Below are 23,751 nucleotides of genomic sequence, written 5' to 3'. Positions count from 1 at the left end.
TAATACAAGAAAGCTAAGGGGGGATAACAGACGCCTAACACCCTGATAAGTTTCGCTATTGATCAGTGAGGGTCAAAACCCCCACTGATCATAGTCTCACTTTATAAGCAAGTAAAATAGGAAAAGGTTGATGCAAAACATGTCATTTAAAAAAGCAAGGATAGATAGTCAGATGGAGTAAGATGTGTACTTCACCTGTTTGTCATTTTGAAAGATGGTTTGTGCAAGCCGACCGCTGCGGCTGACCGTTTCGCTTTCCTAGGGGCATGTTCTTCAGCTAACTTTTGCAGGAGGAGTTCGCTCCTGCAAAAGTGGATCTTCAGATCATGCTAATCCCTCAGGAGTCGAAACGTTCGGCCTCCGCTATACCTTTTTCTACAACGAATAGTAGAAAAGGCATATTGGTTTTATAACCATTATTAGTGATTTTTAACGCCATATCTTTTGCACTTCCACAGGGATAATAACCCAAGATTCTAGGTCTGACACATGTTGTAGAGCCATGATTCAGCGTAGGCCGCCCACTTCAACTCCAGTGGGACACGTTTTTCCTGAAGATCCACTTTTTCGAGCGGTTTTTGCGCGAAAAAGTTAGCTGAGGGAAAAACCCCACGGAAAGGGGGAGTGGGCAGCCGAAGCGGGGGGGGGGTTACTGTATAAAGTGAGACTATGATCAGTGGGGGTATTGACCCCCACTGATCATTAGCGAAACTTATCAGGGTGTTAGCGTCTGTTAGTCCCCACTTAGCTTCCTTGTGTTACTTGAAGCTGGGGGCTTACAGACGGTTAGCACCGTGATAAACATGTCAACATTACTACATGGAGTTAGCGCACAGCATCTGAGTTAAAGATAAGGACCGGGTCGTTTTTTTTGATCAACACTATATCATATGTATAAAACCAGACTGAATCTTCCTTTTTAAAAATTTTGATTGTTATTATCAAGCTTTGGAAAAATAAAACAAATAATTATCGTTAACTGTGTTATACTTATATGACGCATGAATATTTTTTTTACTCTGAAAATTACATTTTTCAACTTATAGTCTTTTTTCTATATGGGATAGGTGTTTATTTCCCAAAGATGTAAAATCTCTTTTGCGCGGAGATTTCAGTGAAAATAGATTTTAGGAGGAAAAGTCTTATGAAAGAAAAAGCAATAGTATATTGTGATAATAATTTTGGAACAATGGACGGAAAGACAGCTAATGGACTGGTTAGAAACTCAAGAAAATTTGATATTGTCGGAGTAATCGACAGTACAAAGGTTGGAATGGATGCGGGTGAATTCCTTGTAGGAGAAAAAAATGGAATTCCTATATTCAAGAGTCTTGCTCATGCACTTGAAAACTTACAGAGTGTCCCTGATCAATTCATTTACGGAATAGCTCCTTCTGAGGCATTTTTGAAAATAGATGAGAGAAATCTCCTTTTTAAAGCAATGGAACTAGGAATGAATATTGTTAATCCTCTTCATGAATTTTTCACAGATGATGAGGAATTTATAAAGCTTGCTAAACAGTTTGATGTAACGATCCTTGACGTGAGAAAGCCTGTACAAAAAAAGGATATGCATCTTTTTTCTGGCCGAATATTAGAAATCGATACACCAGTCGTAGCCGTTTTGGGTACGGATAGCGCAATAGGTAAGCGAACAACGTCGGTGCTACTCGAAGAAGCTTTGTTTGAAAGGGGCCTAAAGGTTGCTTTTATTGCAACTGGACAAACAGGGCTAATACAAGGTGCGAAATACGGTGTTGCTATTGATGCCATTCCTTCTCAGTTTATGACAGGTGAAATTGAGAACGAAATCATGAAAGCTTATGAAAACGATAACCCTGATATTATTATCGTTGAAGGCCAAGGGGCATTAAGTCATCCTGCATATATAAGTTCGTGTGGAATTATAAGAGGATCGAGACCTGGGGCGGTTATTATTCAACACGCACCTAAACGACCACATTTAGGTGATTTCAGTTATATAGAAATGCCAACGGTAAAAAGTGAAATCGATCTCATTGAAAACTTCTCAAAGGCAGAAGTGATCGCTGTGACTATTAACCATGAAAACATGTCTAATGAAGAACTTATGACAACGATTACAGATTATGAAGAAGATCTTAAACTTCCGACGACCGATGCTCTTAAATTAGGGTGCGACAAACTGACCGAAAGTATTTTTAAAGCTTATCCAAAATTGATTAGCAAACAGAAAAAAGTATTGTTTAATTGATCGAGTCTATTATACCGCGGGTCGAAATTAACCTTGCCAAAATCGCACATAATGCAGCGAAGTTAGTTGAAATATACGGCACTAAAAATATCGAGCTAATGGGCGTTACCAAAACGGTATGTGGAGCTCCAGAAATTGCAAAGACATTATTGGATCAGGGAATTCACATGCTCGCAGATTCTAAATTGTTAAATTTAAAGAAAATGCGTGATGCAGGCATTAAGGCGAATTTTGTTTTATTAAGAATACCTGCTTTAAGTGAAATTGATTCGGTTGTAAAAAATGCTGATATTAGCATTAACACCGAACTTTCTGTTATTAAAAAATTATCTGAAGCTGCTTTACGAAATAACACCGTGCATAAAATTATGCTAATGATCGAAATGGGAGATTTAAGAGAAGGGATAATGCCTGAAAATATCGATAATTTCATTCAAGAGGTCTTGGGGCTTAAAGGGATTAAAATGGTTGGTATTAGTGTGAACTTTGCTTGTTTTGGAGGAGTCCAACCAAACGAACAAAAAATGAACGATGTATCTAAACTGGCTAGCGATGTGGAAACGAAATTTTCTCTTCCTCTATCATATGTATCAGGAGGAAACTCGGCCAATTATAATTGGTTTATGGCAGCTGATAGTGTTGGGAAAGTTAATAACTTAAGGTTGGGTGAATCTATTTATTTAGGACGTGAAACTTTAAACCGAATGGCAATTCCAGATTTATATACTGACGCGTTTACTTTCGTTACAGAAATTATTGAATCGAAAACAAAACCATCTATACCTTACGGAGAAATAGGCCAGAATGCTTTTGGGGACTTTCAGCAATTTGAAGATCGTGGACAAATGAGCAGAGTTATTCTTGGAGTAGGAAGTCAAGATGTACTGGTGGCTGGACTAATACCAATGTTGGATATTGAAATTCTTGGTTCCAGCAGTGACCATACTGTCCTCGATGCCAAAAAAAATAACTTAGTAGTTGGGGATGAAGTAACCTTCAATTTAAACTATGGTGCTCTTCTTTCTGTCATGACATCCCCATATGTATATAAAAAATACAACAATAGTATTTAGGTAATCGATGGTATTCTTCAACGTATCTTTTGGTATGTTAATAGTGTAGGCTAATAAAACTATATCTTTTTATCTGCATTGAATTGTTGTACATTTCATTTACCAAACGAACGGTAGAATGGTCAGAAGAGAATTTTTTCGTAAATAAAGTTTTAACACAAGCGTTTTAGAGAAGCGAGGGAAGTGTTTGGAAAACTATGCCTCTGCCTCTCCCGAGCGCTTTTAGTTATGCTCTTTTTCCATAATCATAACTGAATTAATCCACTTCAAAAACGTTAATAACTACCATTGACCTAGTAAATCTATTTGCTGGGTCTTTTTTTGTTTTAAGAGAATCGAATCAGTTTGTAAAACTATTTGTGCAACGAAACTATCATATTAAACAGCTATAAAAATGTGTAAAAGAAGATTCATTATTTTAAAACACGATATGAACGGTGTTCGTCAATAATTTTGAGTTTGTGTGATAAACGTGATTTGAAATGAAATAGTTTGGAAGACTTTTAATCATTTGAAATAAAAGTATCATATGTTAGTATGTAAAACAGTGTTTGAAAAACGACATAAGATACAAAAATGAGTGGACTTTTGTATTATATTTCACAAATATGTCGAATGGTATTTACTATTTCGGTAGGTACTAGAATAATGGTAATCGTTTGAAAATTTTGAATTGAGGTGAAAATGTGAAAGAAAACAGATCAGTATTTTGGGTTTCGCTTTCTATTTGCGCTGCACTTGTCATTTGGGGAGCGATTAATCCGGATAATTTACAAGAAATTACTTTAGCTATCACTACTTATATTTCCGAAGTGTTTGGTTGGTATTACTTAATCACTATTATGATATTTTTAGCTTTTTGTATTTATCTCATTTTTTCGCGCTTTGGTAGTATTAAATTAGGTAAAGAAAATGATACTCCCGATTACAATTTAGCTTCATGGTTTGCCATGTTGTTTAGCGCAGGAATGGGAATGGGATTGGTGTTTTGGACCACAGCTGAACCGATTTCTCATGCATTTAAAAGTACACCAGGGGCTGAAGCTGGTTCCGAAGAAGCGATCAAACAATCTCTTCAGTTTTCCTTTTTTCATTGGGGTATTCATGCTTGGGCAGTATACGGAATTGTGGCGCTATCTTTAGCATACTTCAAATTTCGTAAAGATCAACCAGGTTTAATTAGTGCAACGCTTATTCCTATTTTAGGAGAAAAAAGTATGCATGGTATGGCCGGGAAATTAATTGATATCTTAGCGATTTTTGCAACCGTTGTTGGTGTTGCGTCCACGCTAGGTTTTGGGTCTGCACAGATCAATGGTGGGTTATCATATCTGTTCAATACACCAAATACTTTTAACATGCAACTACTCATCCTAGGTATTTCCACTGTGTTATTTATTTTGTCTGCTTGGTCTGGTATTGGACGAGGTATTAAATATTTGAGTAATATCAATATGGGATTAGGATTTGCTTTATTAGTACTGCTATTTGCGGTTGGACCAACTTTATATATCTTAAATATGTTTACATCCACATTTGGCAGTTATATTGCAAACTTTTTTGATATGAGCTTCCGTATATCCCCATTAAATGAGAAAGGTCGGACATGGATTGACAATTGGACGATCTTCTATTGGGCATGGTGGATTTCTTGGGCTCCGTTTGTTGGTATTTTCATTGCTAGAATTTCCAAAGGGCGTACTATCAAAGAATTTATGTTAGGCGTTCTATTTGTACCAGCATTAGTATGTTTTATCTTTTTCTCTGTCTTTGGCGTTTCAGCTTTGAATATCGAACAAAACGCAATCGATTTGATTTCAGAGTATTCTCTTGAAACGACAACATTTGGCGTTCTACAGCATTACCCGTTAGGTGATGTTATGTCGATGATTACGATTGTTGTTATTGCAATCTTTTTCATAACTTCTGCAGACTCTGCTACTTTTGTACTTGGAATGCTAAGTACAAACGGTTCAATTAATCCTTCAAGTTCTATTAAAATCACTTGGGGACTTACTATGTCTGCAATGGCAGCTATTATCGTTTATTTCGGTGGTACACAAGGATTGCAAAATATGTTGATTATTGCGGCACTACCGTTCTCTGTTATTATGTTTTTGATGATAGTTTCCTTTTACAAAACGGTAAGGCAAGAAGTGGAAAGAAGAAAGAGTCGAAAAAATAAAAATAAACAATCCACAAATACAGATTAATACTCACCCCATCCTTAACATGTCATTGTTGAGGATGGTTTTTTTATGCTTCTGCCCATTTGCTCCTTAGTCATATATCCTACTTTGGTAAATATAATTCTCGAAAAGTAAAAAAGTGCCACTGAGCTTCACTGAACATCACTGAGCTTCACTGAGCAAGATAGATGCCACTCAATACCACTCAGTAGATTTGGGTGTGCATTCATTCCTCTGATAGAATGCAAAGTATTCTAAACAATAAATTCATTGGAGGAATTTGCTTTGACTACAAATCAATTTGCGATCGTGGATACGGATATTCACGAACGCGTTCAATACAAGGATATCCTAAAGTACCTTGATGAACCATTTCGTCATTACATTACCAATTGTCATTGGATACAAGAAAAACATATGCCATATACCCAACCAGCTGTGGCAGGTGTAGATCGAGCGGATGCTATTACTCCTGATGGTCGTCCCGGTGGATCTGACCTAGCTTTTATGCAAAAACAGTTACTTGATGATATCGGCCATGAATATGGTATTTTAACAAGTGCCCTCGATCCGTCTCCATCATCTATGCATGGATGGTATGAAATGGCGACGGCTTTAGCATCAGCTTATAACGATTGGCAAATCGAAGAATGGTTAGACAAAGATGACCGTTTATATGGATCAGTTCATATTGCCGCACAGGATCGTGATGCAGCGATTAAAGAAATTGAAAGAGTTGGTTCCCACCCAAAAATGGTGCAAGTCTTATTGCCAATCGATGACATTATGTGGGGTGATCCATTCTATCATCCTATATTTGAAGCTTGTGAAAAGCATCAATTAATGATTGGAATGCATCACAATGAACCACCCGTTTATTATGGCAAATGGCCAAGGTATTTTATTGAGTGGCATACATTAATCCCAACCGCACATATGAAGCAAGTTACAAACATGATTTTTAATGGTGTTTTTGATAAATTTCCAAAACTCGGACTAATAATGATTGAAGGTGGCTTTACATGGGTTCCGCATTTGATGTGGAAAATGGATCAACAATATCGTGATCTGCGACATGAAGTACCATGGCTAAAACGAAAGCCAAGTGATATTTTTAAACAACAAATTAAAGTAACAACACAGCCAGCAGAAGAACTGACAAAACAAGAGTTTGCATCCCTTGTGGAACAAATGGGTACAGATGAGATCCTTTGTTTCTCTACGGATTATCCACATTGGGATTATGATTCACCAACACGGGCGCTACCAAAGATGGATCCAGAACTCAAGAAGAAAATTTTTGCGGAGAATGCCAAAGCATTTTATCCAAAGTTGCCCAAGTGAGAGGAGAATGAACATGAAAGAACAAATAGTATGTAAAACATCTGACCTAGAACCAGGACAAATGAAAGCATCCTTATTTGGAAAACAAAGTGTAGTGATCTGCCGTACGCTAGATGGAGAATTCTATGCCTTTCTCAATCAATGTACACACCAAGGTGCCCCACTAGACAAGGGGATGATTTGTGGTGCAACGACAGAAGAAAGCCAACCAGGAGAATACCATTATTGCCGAAAAGGGGAAATTATTCGTTGCCCTTGGCATGGTAGAGAATTTGATATCAAAAATGAAGGTAGAATGTTAGCAAATCCTAACAAAAAACTCCCTAATTATAATGTAAAAATTGAAAATGATCATGTAATTATTTATAAATAAGAAATCAAGTAGGTGAGAAGTAATGAATCAATCTGAAAATATAGTTGACGCTATTATTATTGGAGCAGGTCCTACAGGCTTATTTACCGCTTTTTACGGAGGAATGCGTGAAATGTCTGTTAAAATAATAGATAGTCTTCCACAAGTTGGAGGGCAACTGATGGCATTATACCCAGATAAATATATATATGATGTTGCCGGTTTTCCAAAAGTATTAGCAAAAGACCTCGTTCAACAATTAGAAGAGCAGGCAAGTCAGTTTCAGCCAGAAATTTGCCTTGAAGAAAATGTTCAACATGTAGAAAAATTAAGTGATGAACTTTTTAAAGTAACGACAACAAGAGATGTCCACTATGCTAAAACGATTATTATCACAAGTGGTGCCGGTGCCTTTCAGCCTCGTCGTCTCAAACATAGTGATGCACATTTATATGAAGGAAATAACTTATTGTACTCGATAACTGATCTACAATCTTTTAAAGGAAAAAAAGTATGTGTGGCTGGTGGCGGAGATTCTGCAGTAGATTGGGCACTTATGTTAGAAGGAGTTGCGAGTGAAACATCAATCATTCATCGGAGAGAAGATTTCAGAGCACATGAGCACAATGTTCATCAATTAAAAGCATCAAGTGTGGAAATTAAAACCCCTATGATCATTGACGATTTAATTGGAGAAAACGGGCGACTTGAACAAATAACACTCAAAGAAAATAAAGGAGTCCAAACAGATACCATAGACATAGATTCCTTAATCGTCAACCATGGATTCCTTTCAGATCTAGGTACAATCAACCAATGGGGATTACAACTTGAAAAAAACTCAATTATAGTAAACGAAAAAATGGAAACAAACATTGCAGGTATTTTTGCTGCTGGTGATATTACAACTCATGCTGGTAAGGTCAACCTGATTGCTTCCGGATTTGGTGAAGCTCCTACTGCCATAAGCCAAGCCAAACATTATATTGATCCAAATGTGAAAATACAGCCTCCTCATAGTACACGCGTTTTAAGTGGCGTATAAAAGTAACGCTTTTTAGAAAGATTGATCTTGAAAATAGGAGGAGACATAACTTATGAATAAAAAGAAAATGTATATCAATGGTATGTGGGTTGACGCAATTGGTGGGCAAATGCGTGACATTATAAACCCATTTAACCAAGAAGTCATCGCTACGGTAGCAGAAGGTAATCAACAAGATGCTCAATCAGCTATCAAAGCGGCGCGAACAACCTTTGATCAAGGTGATTGGGTAAGAACTCCAGTAACCGATCGTGCCATACTAGTTCGTAAAATAGCTGAATTAATTGAAAGAGATAAAGAAGAATTAGCTAATTTGGAATCGTTAGATACGGGGAAAACGGTAGAAGAAAGCCGAGGAGATATGGATGATATTGCTGGCGTCTTTCGATATTATGCAGAATTAGCTGGTAAAGAAAGTGGCGAACTCATTCATTCGCCAGTTCCTAATACTGTAAGTAAGGTTGTTCACGAGCCAGTAGGTGTTTGTGGACAAATTACACCTTGGAACTATCCGTTATTACAAGCTTCATGGAAATTAGCACCAGCCTTAGTTACTGGTAATACGTTGATTATGAAGCCAAGTGAAATTACACCTTTAACAACAATGAAAGTATTTGAACTGATTGAAGAAGCAGGCATACCAGCAGGTGTTGCTAACCTTGTCTTAGGTCCAGGAAATACGGTTGGTGCAGAGCTGTCTGAGAATGTCGATGTAGATTTAATTTCCTTTACAGGCGGAATTCATACAGGTAAAAGAATTATGAAAGCAGCAAGTACGAATATGAAAAAATTAGCATTAGAGCTCGGAGGCAAAAACCCTAATATCATCTTCGCTGATGCTGATTTTGACACCGCTGTTGATCAAGCCTTGAATGGTGTTTTCTTTCACGCAGGTCAAATATGCTCAGCAGGCACAAGATTGATTGTTGAAGAAACGATCCATGCTGATTTTGTCCAAGCATTAGTCGATCGTGTCAAAAATATTAAACTTGGGAATGGCTTTGATGAAGCCACGCAAATGGGACCTCTTATTTCAGCTGAACATTTAGCAAAAGTAGAGAACTATGTGGAAACAGGTAAGAATGAAGGCGCCAATCTTGTAATCGGAGGTAAACGACCGGAAAATCCTGAGCTTCAAGATGGATTCTTCTATTTACCAACCATATTTACAAACTGTACAACCGATATGAGCATTGTTCAAGAGGAAGTATTTGGCCCAATTATTACGATAGAGAAATTCCATACAGAAGAAGAAGCTGTACAGTTAGCAAATGACTCGATTTATGGTCTTGCTGGTGGTGTGTGGACAAATGACATTGTGAAAGCAGAACGGTGTGCTGCGACAATGCGCATGGGAACGGTATGGATAAATGAATTTAATCTCTATTTTCCACAGGCTCCTTGGGGTGGTTTTAAACAATCAGGTATTGGACGAGAACTTGGTAGACAGGGATTAGAGGAATACACAGAAACAAAACATATATTACAAAATGTGAAGCCAGAACCTTTACATTGGTTTTAGGATTAGATATTTCTTTATCATCTGCTTTTATGACTAACGAACCTTTGTGTCTAACTAAAATATAAATCTGCTAGTCAGATCTTGCATTCGTTAAAATAAACATTTACGAATGCAGGGTCCTTTTTTTATGTCTAAACCTTGTCCTCCTATAATTTTCCTAATTGTTGTTGGCCTATCAGATAAATGAGTTTATAATGTAATTGACCTAATAGGTAAACAATAAAAATAATTAAGGTGGTTATCATGCTTCCAAAAATTTTAAACCTCGAATCTAAAAGAAGGAATGTTATTTTAAATGCAGCATTAAAGGAATTTGCTATGAAGGGATTTGATGATGCATCGACAAATGTTATTGCAAAAGAGTCAGGGATTTCAAAGGGGTTAATGTTCCACTATGTAAATAGCAAAAAGGATCTTTTTCTATTTCTTTATGATTACTGCGCTGACATGATTAATAAAGAATATCTTAATTTAATGAACTTTAATGAGAAAGATATTTTTGAAAAACTACGGCAATCATATCTGCTCCAAATTGAATTATTGCAAAAACACCCTTGGATTTTCGAATTTATTAAGATCGATGCTATTACTAAGTCTGATGACATCAATAAGGAGCTGGAAAAAAGAGTGAACGAAAAACAAACATTATGTCATGAGACAATGTTTGATATCGTTGATGAATCTAAATTTAGAGAAGGATTAGACGTTGAAAGATGTAAACAGCTTATTTTTTGGTCGAACATTGGTTTTACAAATCAGATACTAGAGGATATCAGAAACTCAGAAGTCACTGCATTGGATTATGATAATATTCTTGCAGAACTTGATAGTTACCTTGACGAACTTAGGAAAATTTATTATAAATAAAGATTAATTATGGGAGGCTCGATAAAGCGATGAAAGATAATACAACCACACACCAAGGAGATAAGTCCCTTGGCAGTGCGCCGATTGGAAGTTTCTACAACGTGGAAGAGCGACGCTTGTTACTCGATTGTTCAGGGACCGGGAGTCCATCAGTAGTATTTTTACCGGCAGCCGGCATGGTCGGACTTGATTATCTAAATATCCATAATAAAATTAGTCAGCGTACAACATCAGTGATCTATGATCGAGCGGGAACGGGATGGAGCGATCCGGTCAAATTACCTCGAAGTGCCCTTGAGGTCACTGATGAATTGCGAAGCCTTTTGCAGACCGCTGGTGTACCAGCTCCCTATCTGTTCGTCGGCCACTCGCTAGGAGGAATATATTCACGCCGGTACGCCCAACGATTTCCAGATGAGGTATCTGGGATGCTTCTACTAGAACCGCCACATGAAGACTTTCTCACCAATACACCAAAGTTAAAGAAACGCTATTTACTTCAGCAGGTTTTTCCGATCCTCCGCACACTCCTAACATACAAGCAAACCTTTCGAGGTTTATTCGAACAGATGCTTGCAAGTTGGCCAAATTCGATACGTGAAAAGTTGATTAAATATCACCTCAGGACATTAACGAAAACGATGACGGAAAGGAAAAATTTGAATAGCGAGCTCTATGAAGAAGTTCGTAAAGGAGGAGACATACCTGATATTCCATTGATTGTGTACACAGCGATGGGAATCGATCCATTCATGACGCCGATCACAAGTAAATCTTTCCTCCGTGATACTATTGATCCATTCAATAAAGTTAAAAATACCACCTATACAAACTTAGCAAATTCCGTTCCGCGTGGGGAGCATCGTATACTCGAAAATGCCGGACATACCACGATCCACACAGATTGCCCAGACGAAGTGGTCGAAGCGATTTGGAACTTACTCGATAGTGTAGACAATCAAGGAAGTAAATTGATTTAATTAATTTTTGCTCAACAGAGTCATCATCCTATGTTTCCCACAAGGTACGGGTACCTCCAATTAGAACTGGTATCCAAATATTACTTGCTATTCCAAACACAGTCTGCTATGCTTAATAAGAATTATTTTTGTTCGGTATCGGTCTGAGAGAAAAGAGTAAATATTGCACTTTTCACCTTTTATCTAATTGGGCAATGATAGTATTAAAATGTGGGGATATCCACACGGGAGGCAACAAATATGCAACAAGGTACAGTTAAATGGTTTAACGCAGATAAAGGTTTCGGTTTTATCGAAGTAGAAGGTGGCGAAGATTTATTCGTACATTTCTCAGCTATTCAAGGTGAAGGATTCAAAACTTTAGAAGAAGGTCAAACAGTTTCGTTTGATACTGAAGAAGGTCAACGCGGACTTCAAGCTACTAACGTTAATAAAGCATAATTATTAAAGGGCTCTATAATAGAGTCCTTTTTCTTTTTTAAAAGTAAGAATAATAAACTAGGTAATCCTTTACGGCGGGTCGATCAAGCTGTTTAGTTACCTTTAAAGCGATACATTCGCTCTTCTTATATTTGAATATGATTAAGTGTCTGAGCAAATATTATAAGTAAATCTAATATAAATGAGGGTAACAAATGAATGAAGGAAACTTTAAAAGTTATCAATTAAGTGATGAATTAATTAAAGCATTAGATGTATTAAAATACAATAAGCCTACAGAGGTACAAAGTGAAGTTATTCCACGAGTGTTGGAAAACCAAGACCTAATAGTGAAATCACAAACCGGAAGTGGGAAAACTGCTGCTTTTGCCATCCCTATCTGTGAAAGAATGGTATGGGAAGAAAATAAACCACAAACTTTAGTGCTAACCCCGACAAGAGAGCTAGCTGCTCAAGTTCGAGAAGATATAACCAATATTGGCAGATTCAAACGAATAAAAGCGTTAGCTGTATATGGAAAAGCACCATTTGCCATTCAAAAGGATGAACTAAAACAAAAAACACACGTAGTTGTTGGTACACCGGGTCGAGTAATGGATCATATCGAAAAAGATACCTTAAACTTAGATCAAATAAAGTATCTTGTCATAGATGAAGCAGATGAAATGCTAAGAATGGGCTTTTTAGATGAAGTAGAAGCAATTATTAAACAGGTACCATCAAATAGAGTAACGACGTTGTACTCTGCGACCTTACCGAAAGAAATTGAAAAGCTCTGTCATAAATATATGCACGATCCTATCAATGTTGAAATTACAACAGAAGTCACAACTGACAGTATTGAGCACAGTTTGTTCGAAGTGAAAAAAGATTCGAAAATGGAACTACTCAAGGATGTAACCATTGTTGAAAATCCAGATAGCTGTATCATCTTTTGTAATACACAAGAACAAGTAAACGAAGTATCGACCGAATTGGAACAGTCTCATTACTCTTGCGAACAGATTCATGGTGGACTAGAGCAAGAAAAACGATTTGCTGTAATGGAAGGCTTTAAGTTGGGGGAATTTCGTTATCTTGTAGCAACGGATGTAGCTGCAAGAGGCATAGATGTGGATAATGTGTCACTCGTTATTAATTTTGATGTGCCAATGGAAAAAGAAAGCTATGTACACCGAACAGGAAGAACAGGTCGTGCAGGTAATAAAGGGAAAGCCATCACATTTGTAACTGATTCTCAAGGAAAATACTTACGACCAATAGAGAAATATATTGGTTTTGAACTTCGTAAACGGGAGCTACCTTCGAAAGAGGAAGTAATGGAAGCAAAAGAAGCCTTCGATAAAAAAATGCAGGAACGACGCATTGTAAAAAATAACAAAACAGCAAGAATCAATCAAGATATTATGAAGCTACATTTTAGTGGCGGAAAAAAGAAAAAAATCCGAGCAGTGGATCTTGTTGGTACGATTTCCAATATTCCAAATGTAACAGCAGATGATATTGGGATTATTACCATCAAAGATAATTGGTCTTATGTTGATATTTTGAATGGTAAAGGTTCTCTAGTCTTAGAAGCAATGGAACATACAAAAGTTAAAGGTAAAAAACTAAAAGTGAGTAGAGCGATGAAATAGACATATCTCACGATGTATGATTAACTGTAATTTGCTAGATCGCATAGAAGTTTGATGCCAAATTGAATAGTTAGTAGTTTTTCCGGCTAGGGTTATTGACTATGGCCGGTTTTATTTGTTATTTACATTAAAACACTAAAGTTTTAATAACACATAACACAATATACAGTTATAAATTCACAATAAATAACTATATATTGTGTTATGTGTTGCCCGTGTGTGTTATAATATATTAGTTGCTTTTCGATGAATGAACTACACGCATGTCAATATATAGTAAGAAAAAAATTGAAGATATAATATTCTTTCCCAATATAGAGGGTGCGAACTGTATATCGACTTTTATATTTTAGGGATAATTCGAAGGTAAAGAAGCCTCAAGTAGCTAATATATATTTAATAAAACTATTTTATTCAAATGCGGGTTCTAGATTTTTTCAAAGGGGCTAGATAGAATGGAAAGCTTTTATATCGATTGTTTAAAAAGGTTAAAAAAGACAAAAGGGGATGGATGGAAAATGATTACGATAGATGGTGTAGTCGGTGTAGGAAAAACTACATTAATGGATATGGTTGTAAAGGAGTTAGGGTATACACCATTTGAAGAACCCGTTGTTAATAATCCAATTTTAGATAAATTTTATTATGACAGGGAACGATATAGTTTTTCTTTACAAGTATTCTTCTTAAATGAACGTTTCAAGCATATAAAAAATGCTAGTAAGCTCAATCTGGCTGTACTGGACCGTTCTATTTATGGAGATGTCATTTTTGCAAAAATGCTAAAAGATAGTGGAGAAATGTCTGAAGAAGAATTCAACATTTACTTAACTTTATTCAAAAATATGATTGAACACTGTCAGCCACCAGCATTAATGATATACCTTGAAATATCAACGGAAGAAGCTATTTGTCGAATTAATAAACGAGGTAGAAGTTATGAAGTGGCTACAGAAAATGCATATTGGGAAAGGTTAAACAAAGAGTACAGAGAATATTTTGAGGCATACAATGCATCACCTGTGTTAAAAATTAACGTTGATCAATTAGATTTTGAGAACAATCCATCAGATCGTGAATATGTGATAGCTCTCATCAAAAAAAAATTACATGAACTGAATTTCACAGAAGCTAAACATACGAATGAAGAGACACTTTAAAACGAAAGACTGAATTAAATCATGAGAGAACGAAACATGGTGTTGTCAAAAAGAAATGGAATAATGCAATTTTATATAATTTTTAACAAAGAAGAAGAAGCTAGTATCAAAGCTTCTTCTTCTTTTATCGTGGTGCTAATCGTCCGTAAAATCCCCACTGATAGCAATATCTCCTCGGAATTGACAGTTAACATATTTTCCACATATCTCTAATTTTCAACTAAACCATCAATAAAGAGCAATCAACTGTTTTTATTGAAATGGATGTCAGGGCTGGGTTTGCAGTTCATTACAGTAAGTTAGCACATGGAGAAGTAGGTAGTTTCAGTTTTCGAGGGATAAATAGTGATGGAAAAATTGTATCCTTTGATTAAACAAACGGAATCTTTAGTTCAATAAAATGATTAATAGCCTGTATCAATGATTACTTGGTAATCTAAGATACAGGCTTTATAACTATCTCACCTTATATATATTTAATCATGAGTAGTTTTTAATCATGCTTTGCTCCTGCCTCTCGGGAAGTTATTGCACCTTGCCCTTCACTGACATCTTTTTGAATTTCTTGTCTTACTTTTTGTGCATCAGTTCTAGAAAATTCTGGTTCGGTAATAGAACCCTTCATTTTAGCCTTATTATCTTGTTGCATACAAGTCCTCCTTTAATGTATAACAAACTTATTATTTACAAAAGAAAGCACGGCATCCCCTAATATACACACTTATACTTTTATACCTACTTAGGTGTAGTGTCTTGTGAAACTAAAACTAAGAAGCATAAAATCTTATATCCCGGAGAAAAAATAGGTTTGTCATAAAGCCTGCGACAAAGATAGCTTTCAAGTATCTTGAAGGTAGGATAACTGTGGCATATGATTAATAATTGAGGGATATAAAAATGATATCGAAAGGGTGATAAAAATGGCTCAGTCAAATATAAAGGTAAAAGTCCAGCAGTTTGGTAATTTCCTTAGTTCTATGGTGCTGCCAAATATAGGTGCATTTATTGCATGGGGACTTATTACTGCTTTATTTATTGCAGATGGTTTTATTCCAAATGAAAACCTTGCAAAATTAGTAGATCCAATGGTGACTTATTTACTACCATTATTAATCGGTTACACAGGTGGTAAATTGATAAATGACCAGCGTGGTGGGGTCGTAGGTGCGATCGCTACAATGGGGGTTATTATCGGTGCACCAGACACACCAATGTTCTTAGGTGCCATGATTATGGGGCCACTTGGTGGTTACGTAATTAAAAAGTTTGATCAATTAATAGAGGGTAAAATTAGATCCGGTTTTGAAATGCTCGTGAACAACTTTTCTGCTGGTATTCTCGGTGGTTTCCTTGCAATTATATCATTTTTAGGAGTAGGCCCAGCAGTGGATGGATTTACACAGGTACTTGTTGTCGGTGTTGATTGGTTAGTTGATAAAGGATTATTACCATTAACAAGTATTTTGATTGAACCTGCGAAAATTTTATTCCTAAATAACGCTATTAATCATGGGATTTTATCTCCGATTGGTATAGAACAAGCAAATAACGTAGGACATTCTGTTCTTCTCTTATTAGAAGCCAATCCAGGACCAGGTCTTGGTGTATTATTAGCATTTATGTTGTTTGGAAAAGGTTCAGCAAAGCAATCAGCTCCTGGTGCTGGAATCATTCACTTCTTTGGTGGTATTCATGAAATTTACTTCCCATACGTATTAATGCGTCCAATGCTGTTAATTGCTGTTATTTTGGGTGGTATGAGTGGAGTCTTAACCTTAGTGCTATTAGGTGGAGGATTAACAGCTCCTGCATCACCAGGTAGTATCATCGCAATTACTGCTCTTACACCTACTGGAGATGCGAGTGTTTATATTGCTAACTTTGCCGCAGTTATCGTAGCTACCATTGTTTCATTCTTTGTTTCTGGATTTGTGTTAAAATCAAGTAAACAAGAAGATGAGGATATTGAAGAGGCAACACAAAAAATGCAAGAAATGAAAGGTAAGGAAAGTTCTGTTGCTGGAACACTTCAATCTAATCCCGGAACGTTGCCAGAAGACGTGAACAAAATTGTCTTTGCTTGTGATGCCGGAATGGGATCAAGTGCGATGGGAGCGTCACTACTACGCAAAAAAGTGAAAGAAGCAGATCTAGACGTTTCTGTTACCAACACAGCGATTAATAACTTACCGAATGATGCACAGGTTGTTATTACACAAGAAGAATTAACACCGCGTGCGAAAGATAAATTACCTAATACTTATCACATTTCAGTAGATAACTTCTTATCAAGTCCGGAATATGATAAGTTAATTGACAGTCTGCAAAATGGCATCTCAGAAGAATTGTCTGAGGTAGTGGAAGAAACAGAAGCAGATGTAACTGGGGCAGATCATGAACAAGATGATGATGACTTGTTACGAGAAGAAAATATTTTCCTAAACCAAGAATTTTCTTCTAAGGAAGAAGCGATTCGTTTTGCCGGTGAAGTGTTAGTCAAAGCTGGTTATGCGGAAGGAAGTTATATCGATGCGATGATTGAACGTGATAATATGACGTCAACATACATGGGAAATAACGTTGCTATTCCACATGGTACAGAACAAGCTAAGAAAGCTGTGTTACGCTCAGGATTTACCGTTCTGCAAGTTCCAAATGGTGTTGATTTTGATGGTCAAGAAGCAAAATTGATCTTTGGTATTGCAGGAAAAGATGGCACACATCTTGAAATTCTTTCTAGTATTGCGGTTATTTGTGCAGAAGAAGAAAATATTGAACAGATGGTACAAGCAAAAACCGCAAAAGAATTGCTGGATATCATAAATAGTAAATAATCTAAAAAAGAGTAGAAAGATGGTGTGTACTGTCTTTCTATTCTGTTATATTCTTGCTGTGATGATTTTAATAAGGAAACGAGTGGGTAAAAATGTTTATTACGTCAAGGGAAAAATTAATCATTGATTTAGTTATGAAGACCTCTGGTAAGCACACGCCTCATTCACTTGCCAGTTATTTAAATGTAAGTGTGAGGACAATCCAGCGTGATTTAAAGGCTGTTGAAAACATATTAAAGCCGTTTGTCTTACAACTGAATCGCACAACTAATGATGGTTTAATAATTGATGGAAAAAATGAACATATCTTTAAACTGATGCAGCAGTTATCCCATGAACACCCTACTGATGAAACACCAGAAGAGAAAAAACTGCAGTTACTCATTAAATTACTACATGAAGGTTCATTTTTTAAGAAGCAAGTGTTGGCAAAAGAACTAGGAGTAAGTGTTACAACGCTTGCATCCTATCTGGATGATCTAACAGATTGGTTAGCGAAATTCACAGTAGAATTGACACGAAAAAGAGGTGTCGGTGTAAGTATAGCTGGTGGAGAAGCAAATATGCGTAAAGCATTAGCTACTTATTTTTTGTTTCATTTTCACGAGGAACTGTTAGAGAATTTGTATATATTACAGAAGAATAATAAATTAGAAGGTCCAGTACTCAGCTATTTTTCACCGGATTACCTTTTGATAATTGATGATATGGTTCATCATTTGTTTGATCGAGGGCAAACACGGTTAGCGGATAATGATTACTTAGGTCTTATCATTCATATTGCTATTACCATTCAACGGGTAGAGAATCAACTACTATTGGAAGAAGAGGTTGAATTGGTGAATGATGAATCAGCAAGAGAGTTTCAATTGATTAGCCAGTTAGGTGAAGAATTAAAATCTGAATTATCTATCCTACTAACTAAAAGAGATATTCATTATTTAGCAGTTATTTTAAAAGGATCCAAATTACAAGATTCTGAAACGGTAGACTATGACAGTATCATGCTTGGACAGATTATTAAGAATATTATCCAAAGTGTTTCCAATCAATTACATGTTGATTTATCTAGGGATTTTTCGTTATTTCAAGGACTACTTGCCCACATGGAGCCTTCTATCTTCCGGTTAAAGCATCAAATGGGATTGTTTAATCCATTAACAGGGCAAATTAAAAAGAAATATCCTGTATTATTTATGGCTGTTCGGAATAGTTTGGAAAAAGAATTTCCTGACATCTCCTTCCCGGACGATGAAATAGCCTTTATTGTTCTTCATTTTGGTTCTGCCTTATTAATGAATGAGGAGAGGGCAACGATACATGCTGTCATCGTTTGTCCAACAGGCATAGGGACTTCCAAGATGCTGGCAAGTCGTATCCAGAAAGAATTTACCGAGATTAATTCTGTGGAAATTAAATCAATGAAAGAAATAGAAAAGTCGAATTTAGATGAGTTTGATGTTGTTATTTCCACTGTCAGGCTTCCGTTCGATGATGTTCACTATATTTTAGTGTCCCCTTTATTAAATGATGAAGACATTCAAATGATTCGAAGCTTCCTGCAGAGTAATATTCAACAATTAACTAGTAAGAATGAGTATGTGAAAGACAGTGACAAAGAGGTTAGGCGCGAGCAATCAACCTTGCAAGACATGTTGCAGGAAATGAAAGAAGTCCAAACTAGTATCGAAGCAATTCTGCATAATTTACGTGTATACCGAAAGTCTAATGCAGATTATAAGCAAGTATTGAAAGAGATGGTAGACGAACTAGAGCAAAAAGAGTTAATTACAGATACTACAACAGTTTTGCAGAAGTTAGAGTATAGAGAAAAAATAGGTGGATTGGGAATACCGGATACAAATATGGGGCTGTATCACTGTCGGGACAGTAGTATTCATGAGCTTATTTTTCAAATATGTCATTTAGAACAGCCTTGTGTCATTCAGGGAATGGATGGTAAGGAAGTACATTTGAAAAATCTGCTATTAATGTTATCTCCCGAAAAGTTAAGTTTAAAAGAACAAGAAATTTTAAGTCTAATAAGTACTAGTCTGATTGAGAATGACGCGGCAATGATGATTTTTTCATCTTCAAGTGAAGCGATGATCAGAGGCAAGTTAGAGGGTTTATTTTCAGACTATCTTCAAAATAAATGGATAAAGGAATGATAGAAATGAAACAAACAGTTCATTTTGGAGCAGGAAACATTGGTAGAGGATTTATCGGATCATTATTTTCCGAGTCAGGATTTCATGTCACATTCGTTGATATTGCCGATCAAATCATCAATCAATTAAATGAGCAAAAGAGTTACCAAGTAAAACTAGCAACAGATAAACTGGAAACAACCACGATTCATAATGTGGCAGGACTAAACAATATGACGCAGGAAAAAGAGGTTGTCGAAGCAATTTCAAATGCAACGTATGTGACTACTGCTATTGGTCCAAACATTTTACCAAGAATAGCACCACTTATAGCACACGGTTTATCTGAACGAGTGTACCAAACTGATGAGAAGTTGTATGTCATTGCTTGTGAGAACCAGATCGGCGCAACAGACATTTTGAAGCAACACATTTTAGACAATCTTGATGAGGATACGAAAGAAAGGTTAGCAGGACGAGTGCAGTTCTTTAATTCTGCGGTTGACCGTATCGTGCCAATTCAAGAAGATAATGAATCACTTGATGTATTAGTGGAGCCATATTACGAATGGGTTGTCGAGACAGAAGAAAACATTCCAGCAGTTGAAGGGATGACTATTGTTGCTGAGCTTGCTCCTTTTATCGAGAGAAAGTTATTTACGGTTAATACAGGACATGCTGTCATTGCATACTTTGGTTACTTGAATGGAAAGTCAACTATTGATAAAACATTAGCGGATGAAAAAATAGCGGAACAAGTTCAGGAAACACTAAAAGAGACCGGAGATTACTTAGTTAAGCAGTATGGTTTAGATAAAGAGGAACACATGAAATACATTCAAAAGATTATAGAAAGATTCAAAAATCCATATTTGAATGATGGTGTAACAAGAGTAGGACGTGCACCGATACGAAAATTAGGACCGGAAGATCGACTAATTCGCCCTGCAACAGAAGCGCACAAAGCAGGATTAGCTTTTACTAACTTAGCAAAGGCTATTGCTGCTGCATTATTATTTGATCACCAAGAGGATGAAGAAGCAGTAAAACTTCAAGCGATGATCGATGATAAAGGAATTGCGAAAGTATTGCAGGAAGTGAGTAATCTTCCTGAAGATAACGAAATTACAGAAGAAGTAATCAAACAATATGATTTGTTAAAATAAAAGATAAGTTCGTAAAAAACGGTTCAGCTCAAAAAGTAGTTGAACCGTTTTTAATAACAATAGATAACTTATAGTTCGCATGCTTATTAAAATCTTCTAGAAATTTATTCAATGTTTCATGAGATGGAAATTTACATTCAAGAAGATAACAGCCATCCCCACTAATTTTATAGTTATTTATAATGTATTGTTCTTGTGTGTTTATAAACGTGAGGTAAGGCTGATGACTAATACTTTCTGTGAAGACAGTGATAAAAGCATGTATGAAATATCCTAATTTATTTTGATTAATTTTTATCGTGTAGCCCTCAATCACACCATAATCTTCTAATTTAGCAACTCTATCTGCAGCAGCTTGTCCAGTCAAATGAACTTTCTCACCCAATTCCTTCATGGTTATACGACTGTTATTGGACAGTTCTTCTAAGATACGCATATCTGTACTATCTAACATTTTTCAAATCCTTTCATTTATCAAGTTAAATAGCAACAAGACTTGATTATATCCATGTATTTATGTACCGATCATAATATAAAATAGATGTAAATAAAAGTAAAGGAGTTTTAATCATGAATATACAACAAATTCGAAATGCAACACTAGTAGTGAATTATGCAGGAAAGAAATTTTTAATAGATCCTTTTTTAGCTGACAAGGGAACATATCCGCCTTTTCCGAATTCAGCAAGACAAGATCAAAAGAATCCATTAGTTAGCTTACCAACATCAATTGATAATATCATAGATGATGTTGATGCAGTCATTGTTACTCATCTTCATTTAGATCACTGGGATGATATTGCCAAAGAGGTACTTCCAAAAGGTATAAAATTGTTTGCACAAAATGAAAAAGATGCTACAGAAATAAACAATGCTGGTTTTACCAACGTGGAAGTCTTACAAGAAGACACTATCTTTGAAGATATTCAATTAATTAAAACAAAAGGCGAACATGGTAGAGGAGAAATATTAAAAGCTACTGGACTGGTATGTGGTGTTGTTTTTAATCATTCAAATGAGAAAACATTATATATAGCTGGTGATACAGTCTGGTATGAGGAAGTTCAGCAAGAAATCGAAACACATGAACCAGAAATCATTGTCGTAAATGCTGGAGATAATCAATTCCTTGAAGGTGGTTCGCTAGTAATGGGGAAAGAAGATGTTTATCAAGTGTATCAAACTGCTCCAAATGCTAAAATTATTGCTAGTCACATGGAAGCAGTCAATCATTGGACACTATCCAGAAAAGAATTAAAACACTTTATAGATGAAAAAGGAATCTCTTCAAATGTACTGGTACCAGAGGACGGAGAATCATATTTATTTTAAAGGTTAAAGTAGAAAGAAATAATTTTCTTTCTACTTTTTTCTTGGCACAAATTATTAATTTCCTAACAAAATGTGAATATCTTTAACATAAACCGCGTTTCCTGTAATTTCAACATCAAATGAGTTATTAATCTTTGAAACCTGAACTAAAACCTGACCATCTTTATCAATTTCTTGACCTTGTTCAATGAGTAGGTTAAGAGGTTCTTGAAAATTGCTATCTATGTATTTTGCATAAAAAGCCCCCATTACCCCAGAAGCAGTTCCTGTTACTGCATCTTCGACAGTACCTGAATAGGGTGAAGAGAAGTGCCGAGCATGCATATCAGCATGAATATCATAAGTTTCCATACAAAATGGATGAACAGATGCTTCTGGCATTTCTTTTAATATGGATGGGAACTCTTTATTAATAGGTTTCATTTTCTTAAAAGTGTTTAACTTTTTTATTGGTACTAGTAGTGTCCAAGCACCTGTACTTCCATATAAAATGGGTAAATCATCATGAAGATCAGATTCTTTTAATCCTATTGAGTTCGCTAAATCTTGTTTTGAACCTTTGAATTCTTTAAACTTTGGTGGAGCCTGTTTCATTGTAATATGTACTTCGCCTTCAGGGGTTGATTTAATAGTAACAGGTAAAATCCCAACCTTTGTTTCAATGGTAAGGCTTGTTTTATTTCTTATTAAGCCAGTAGATTTTAAAGCATAAACAGTTGCCATTGTGGCATGACCACAAAGATTCATTTCGTGACCAGGAGTAAAAAAACGAATTTTTAAGTCGGCTACTTCCGATTTAACTGGAAAGGAAGTCTCATTAAACCCTAATTTGAATGCAATTTCTTGCATTTCTGCATCTGTCAATTCGTCACCGTTTAATACTACTCCAGCCGGATTTCCTTTATCGGGTTTCTTACTAAACGCATCGTAATGATGAACCTTTATCGATTTCACTTTACATTCCTCCTATGGTCAAAATAGAGATTTTACAATTAATTATACTTTATAATTAATGCCTGTGTTAGTAAAAGTATGTGTTTATCGATGCATGTATCATTATCTCAAGAGTGGATTTTGAAATTTAATTGAACTTTAAAAATTATACTTGAAAAAAATCCCTGTGAGTAATAAAATATATGTAACTTTAAGGAACGGAGGTGGTGGTAAGATGTTGAATCAATCTGTTTTAGTGTACGGTTATTGGACTGAATTTCTTTATTTTAACCGTGCGAAATTTGCGATTGAAATTGTTAACGGGATACGTATGCCCTTTTTTAACAATTCAATAGCAAGCTAAAACAGTGAAAACATCTCTTACCCCACAATATAGAAGGACGGTTTGTAAGGGGAGCATTTTTCGTGCTCTTCTTTTTTAGTGCATATAGAACTGGATTTTTCAGATGAAGTTCTATTACTAGTCCAATTG

Annotated in this window: 20 protein-coding genes; 17 read left to right on the top strand and 3 right to left on the bottom strand. The window is 36.0% G+C overall.

Annotated features, from left to right (window positions below; genetic code table 11):
• The first annotated feature begins 1,144 nt into the window (after positions 1–1,144).
• The 12 genes from BM121_RS19040 to BM121_RS18985 all read left to right on the top strand — a co-directional run bounded on the left by BM121_RS19040 (position 1,145) and on the right by BM121_RS18985 (position 14,843).
• Positions 1,145–2,233, top strand: coding sequence for an N-acetyltransferase DgcN family protein (locus BM121_RS19040; protein ID WP_091485609.1), 1,089 nt, complete (start codon positions 1,145–1,147; stop codon positions 2,231–2,233).
• Positions 2,230–3,306 carry an alanine/ornithine racemase family PLP-dependent enzyme gene (locus tag BM121_RS19035; protein WP_217649330.1) on the top strand — a complete coding sequence of 359 codons (1,077 nt, stop codon included), beginning with the start codon at positions 2,230–2,232 and terminating at the stop codon, positions 3,304–3,306. Before BM121_RS19040 ends, BM121_RS19035 begins: the two co-directional genes overlap by 4 nt.
• Positions 3,307–3,992: 686 nt before the next feature.
• On the top strand, positions 3,993–5,519 hold the full coding sequence (locus tag BM121_RS19030; RefSeq protein WP_091485607.1) for a glycine betaine uptake BCCT transporter: 1,527 nt from the start codon (positions 3,993–3,995) through the stop codon (positions 5,517–5,519).
• 261 nt (positions 5,520–5,780) lie between these two features.
• Entirely contained in the window at positions 5,781–6,839 is a 1,059-nt protein-coding gene (locus BM121_RS19025; protein WP_091485605.1) for an amidohydrolase family protein, read from the top strand.
• 13 nt (positions 6,840–6,852) lie between these two features.
• Positions 6,853–7,212 (top strand): Rieske (2Fe-2S) protein, encoded by a 360-nt coding sequence (locus BM121_RS19020; protein WP_091485604.1) that lies wholly within the window; start codon positions 6,853–6,855, stop codon positions 7,210–7,212.
• Positions 7,213–7,234: 22 nt separating this feature from the next.
• On the top strand, positions 7,235–8,236 hold the full coding sequence (locus BM121_RS19015) for an NAD(P)/FAD-dependent oxidoreductase (protein WP_091485602.1): 1,002 nt from the start codon (positions 7,235–7,237) through the stop codon (positions 8,234–8,236).
• Positions 8,237–8,288: 52 nt separating this feature from the next.
• On the top strand, positions 8,289–9,758 hold the full coding sequence (gene betB, locus BM121_RS19010) for a betaine-aldehyde dehydrogenase (RefSeq protein WP_091485600.1): 1,470 nt from the start codon (positions 8,289–8,291) through the stop codon (positions 9,756–9,758).
• A gap of 243 nt (positions 9,759–10,001) precedes the next feature.
• Positions 10,002–10,625 (top strand): TetR/AcrR family transcriptional regulator, encoded by a 624-nt coding sequence (locus tag BM121_RS19005; protein ID WP_091485598.1) that lies wholly within the window; start codon positions 10,002–10,004, stop codon positions 10,623–10,625.
• Positions 10,626–10,654: 29 nt separating this feature from the next.
• Entirely contained in the window at positions 10,655–11,605 is a 951-nt protein-coding gene (locus BM121_RS19000; RefSeq protein ID WP_091485597.1) for an alpha/beta fold hydrolase, read from the top strand.
• 240 nt (positions 11,606–11,845) lie between these two features.
• The gene (locus tag BM121_RS18995) at positions 11,846–12,046 is read left to right on the top strand and encodes a cold-shock protein (protein ID WP_091485595.1); all 201 of its coding nucleotides are present in this window, start codon (positions 11,846–11,848) and stop codon (positions 12,044–12,046) included.
• Between the two features lie 194 nt (positions 12,047–12,240).
• Positions 12,241–13,683 (top strand): DEAD/DEAH box helicase, encoded by a 1,443-nt coding sequence (locus BM121_RS18990; RefSeq protein ID WP_091485593.1) that lies wholly within the window; start codon positions 12,241–12,243, stop codon positions 13,681–13,683.
• 455 nt (positions 13,684–14,138) lie between these two features.
• On the top strand, positions 14,139–14,843 hold the full coding sequence (locus BM121_RS18985) for a deoxynucleoside kinase (RefSeq protein WP_091485592.1): 705 nt from the start codon (positions 14,139–14,141) through the stop codon (positions 14,841–14,843).
• Between the two features lie 493 nt (positions 14,844–15,336).
• Here BM121_RS18985 and BM121_RS22210 read toward each other — a convergent pair whose 3' ends face one another.
• Positions 15,337–15,492, bottom strand: a complete 156-nt coding sequence (locus BM121_RS22210) for a hypothetical protein (protein WP_175495506.1) — start codon at positions 15,490–15,492, stop codon at positions 15,337–15,339.
• 271 nt (positions 15,493–15,763) lie between these two features.
• Between BM121_RS22210 and BM121_RS18980 the strand changes: the two genes are divergently transcribed.
• The 3 genes from BM121_RS18980 to BM121_RS18970 all read left to right on the top strand — a co-directional run bounded on the left by BM121_RS18980 (position 15,764) and on the right by BM121_RS18970 (position 20,993).
• A complete protein-coding gene (locus BM121_RS18980) occupies positions 15,764–17,677 on the top strand; it encodes a PTS mannitol transporter subunit IICBA (RefSeq protein ID WP_091485590.1) in 1,914 nt (637 codons plus the stop codon).
• A gap of 92 nt (positions 17,678–17,769) precedes the next feature.
• Positions 17,770–19,848 carry a BglG family transcription antiterminator gene (locus tag BM121_RS18975; protein ID WP_091485588.1) on the top strand — a complete coding sequence of 693 codons (2,079 nt, stop codon included), beginning with the start codon at positions 17,770–17,772 and terminating at the stop codon, positions 19,846–19,848.
• Between the two features lie 5 nt (positions 19,849–19,853).
• Complete coding sequence (locus BM121_RS18970) at positions 19,854–20,993, top strand: mannitol-1-phosphate 5-dehydrogenase (RefSeq protein WP_091485620.1); 1,140 nt, start codon at positions 19,854–19,856, stop codon at positions 20,991–20,993.
• Positions 20,994–21,021: 28 nt separating this feature from the next.
• On the opposite strand, the gene BM121_RS18965 is transcribed toward BM121_RS18970, so the two are convergent.
• On the bottom strand, positions 21,022–21,447 hold the full coding sequence (locus tag BM121_RS18965) for an Lrp/AsnC family transcriptional regulator (protein WP_091485587.1): 426 nt from the start codon (positions 21,445–21,447) through the stop codon (positions 21,022–21,024).
• 116 nt (positions 21,448–21,563) lie between these two features.
• On the opposite strand from BM121_RS18965, the gene BM121_RS18960 reads away from it, so the two are divergent.
• On the top strand, positions 21,564–22,325 hold the full coding sequence (locus BM121_RS18960; protein WP_091485585.1) for an MBL fold metallo-hydrolase: 762 nt from the start codon (positions 21,564–21,566) through the stop codon (positions 22,323–22,325).
• Positions 22,326–22,379: 54 nt separating this feature from the next.
• Here the strand turns inward: BM121_RS18960 and BM121_RS18955 are convergent, their stop codons facing one another.
• Positions 22,380–23,279 carry a PhzF family phenazine biosynthesis isomerase gene (locus tag BM121_RS18955; protein WP_091485583.1) on the bottom strand — a complete coding sequence of 300 codons (900 nt, stop codon included), beginning with the start codon at positions 23,277–23,279 and terminating at the stop codon, positions 22,380–22,382.
• 214 nt (positions 23,280–23,493) lie between these two features.
• Between BM121_RS18955 and BM121_RS22570 the strand changes: the two genes are divergently transcribed.
• Complete coding sequence (locus BM121_RS22570) at positions 23,494–23,622, top strand: RAxF-45 family protein (protein WP_281244837.1); 129 nt, start codon at positions 23,494–23,496, stop codon at positions 23,620–23,622.
• The last annotated feature ends 129 nt before the right edge of the window (positions 23,623–23,751 follow it).

Origin of the sequence: Gracilibacillus orientalis (assembly GCF_900114645.1) — a bacterium.
Taxonomy (GTDB): Bacteria; Bacillota; Bacilli; order Bacillales; family Amphibacillaceae; genus Gracilibacillus; species Gracilibacillus orientalis.
This window is presented reverse-complemented; position numbering and strand designations above follow the sequence as displayed.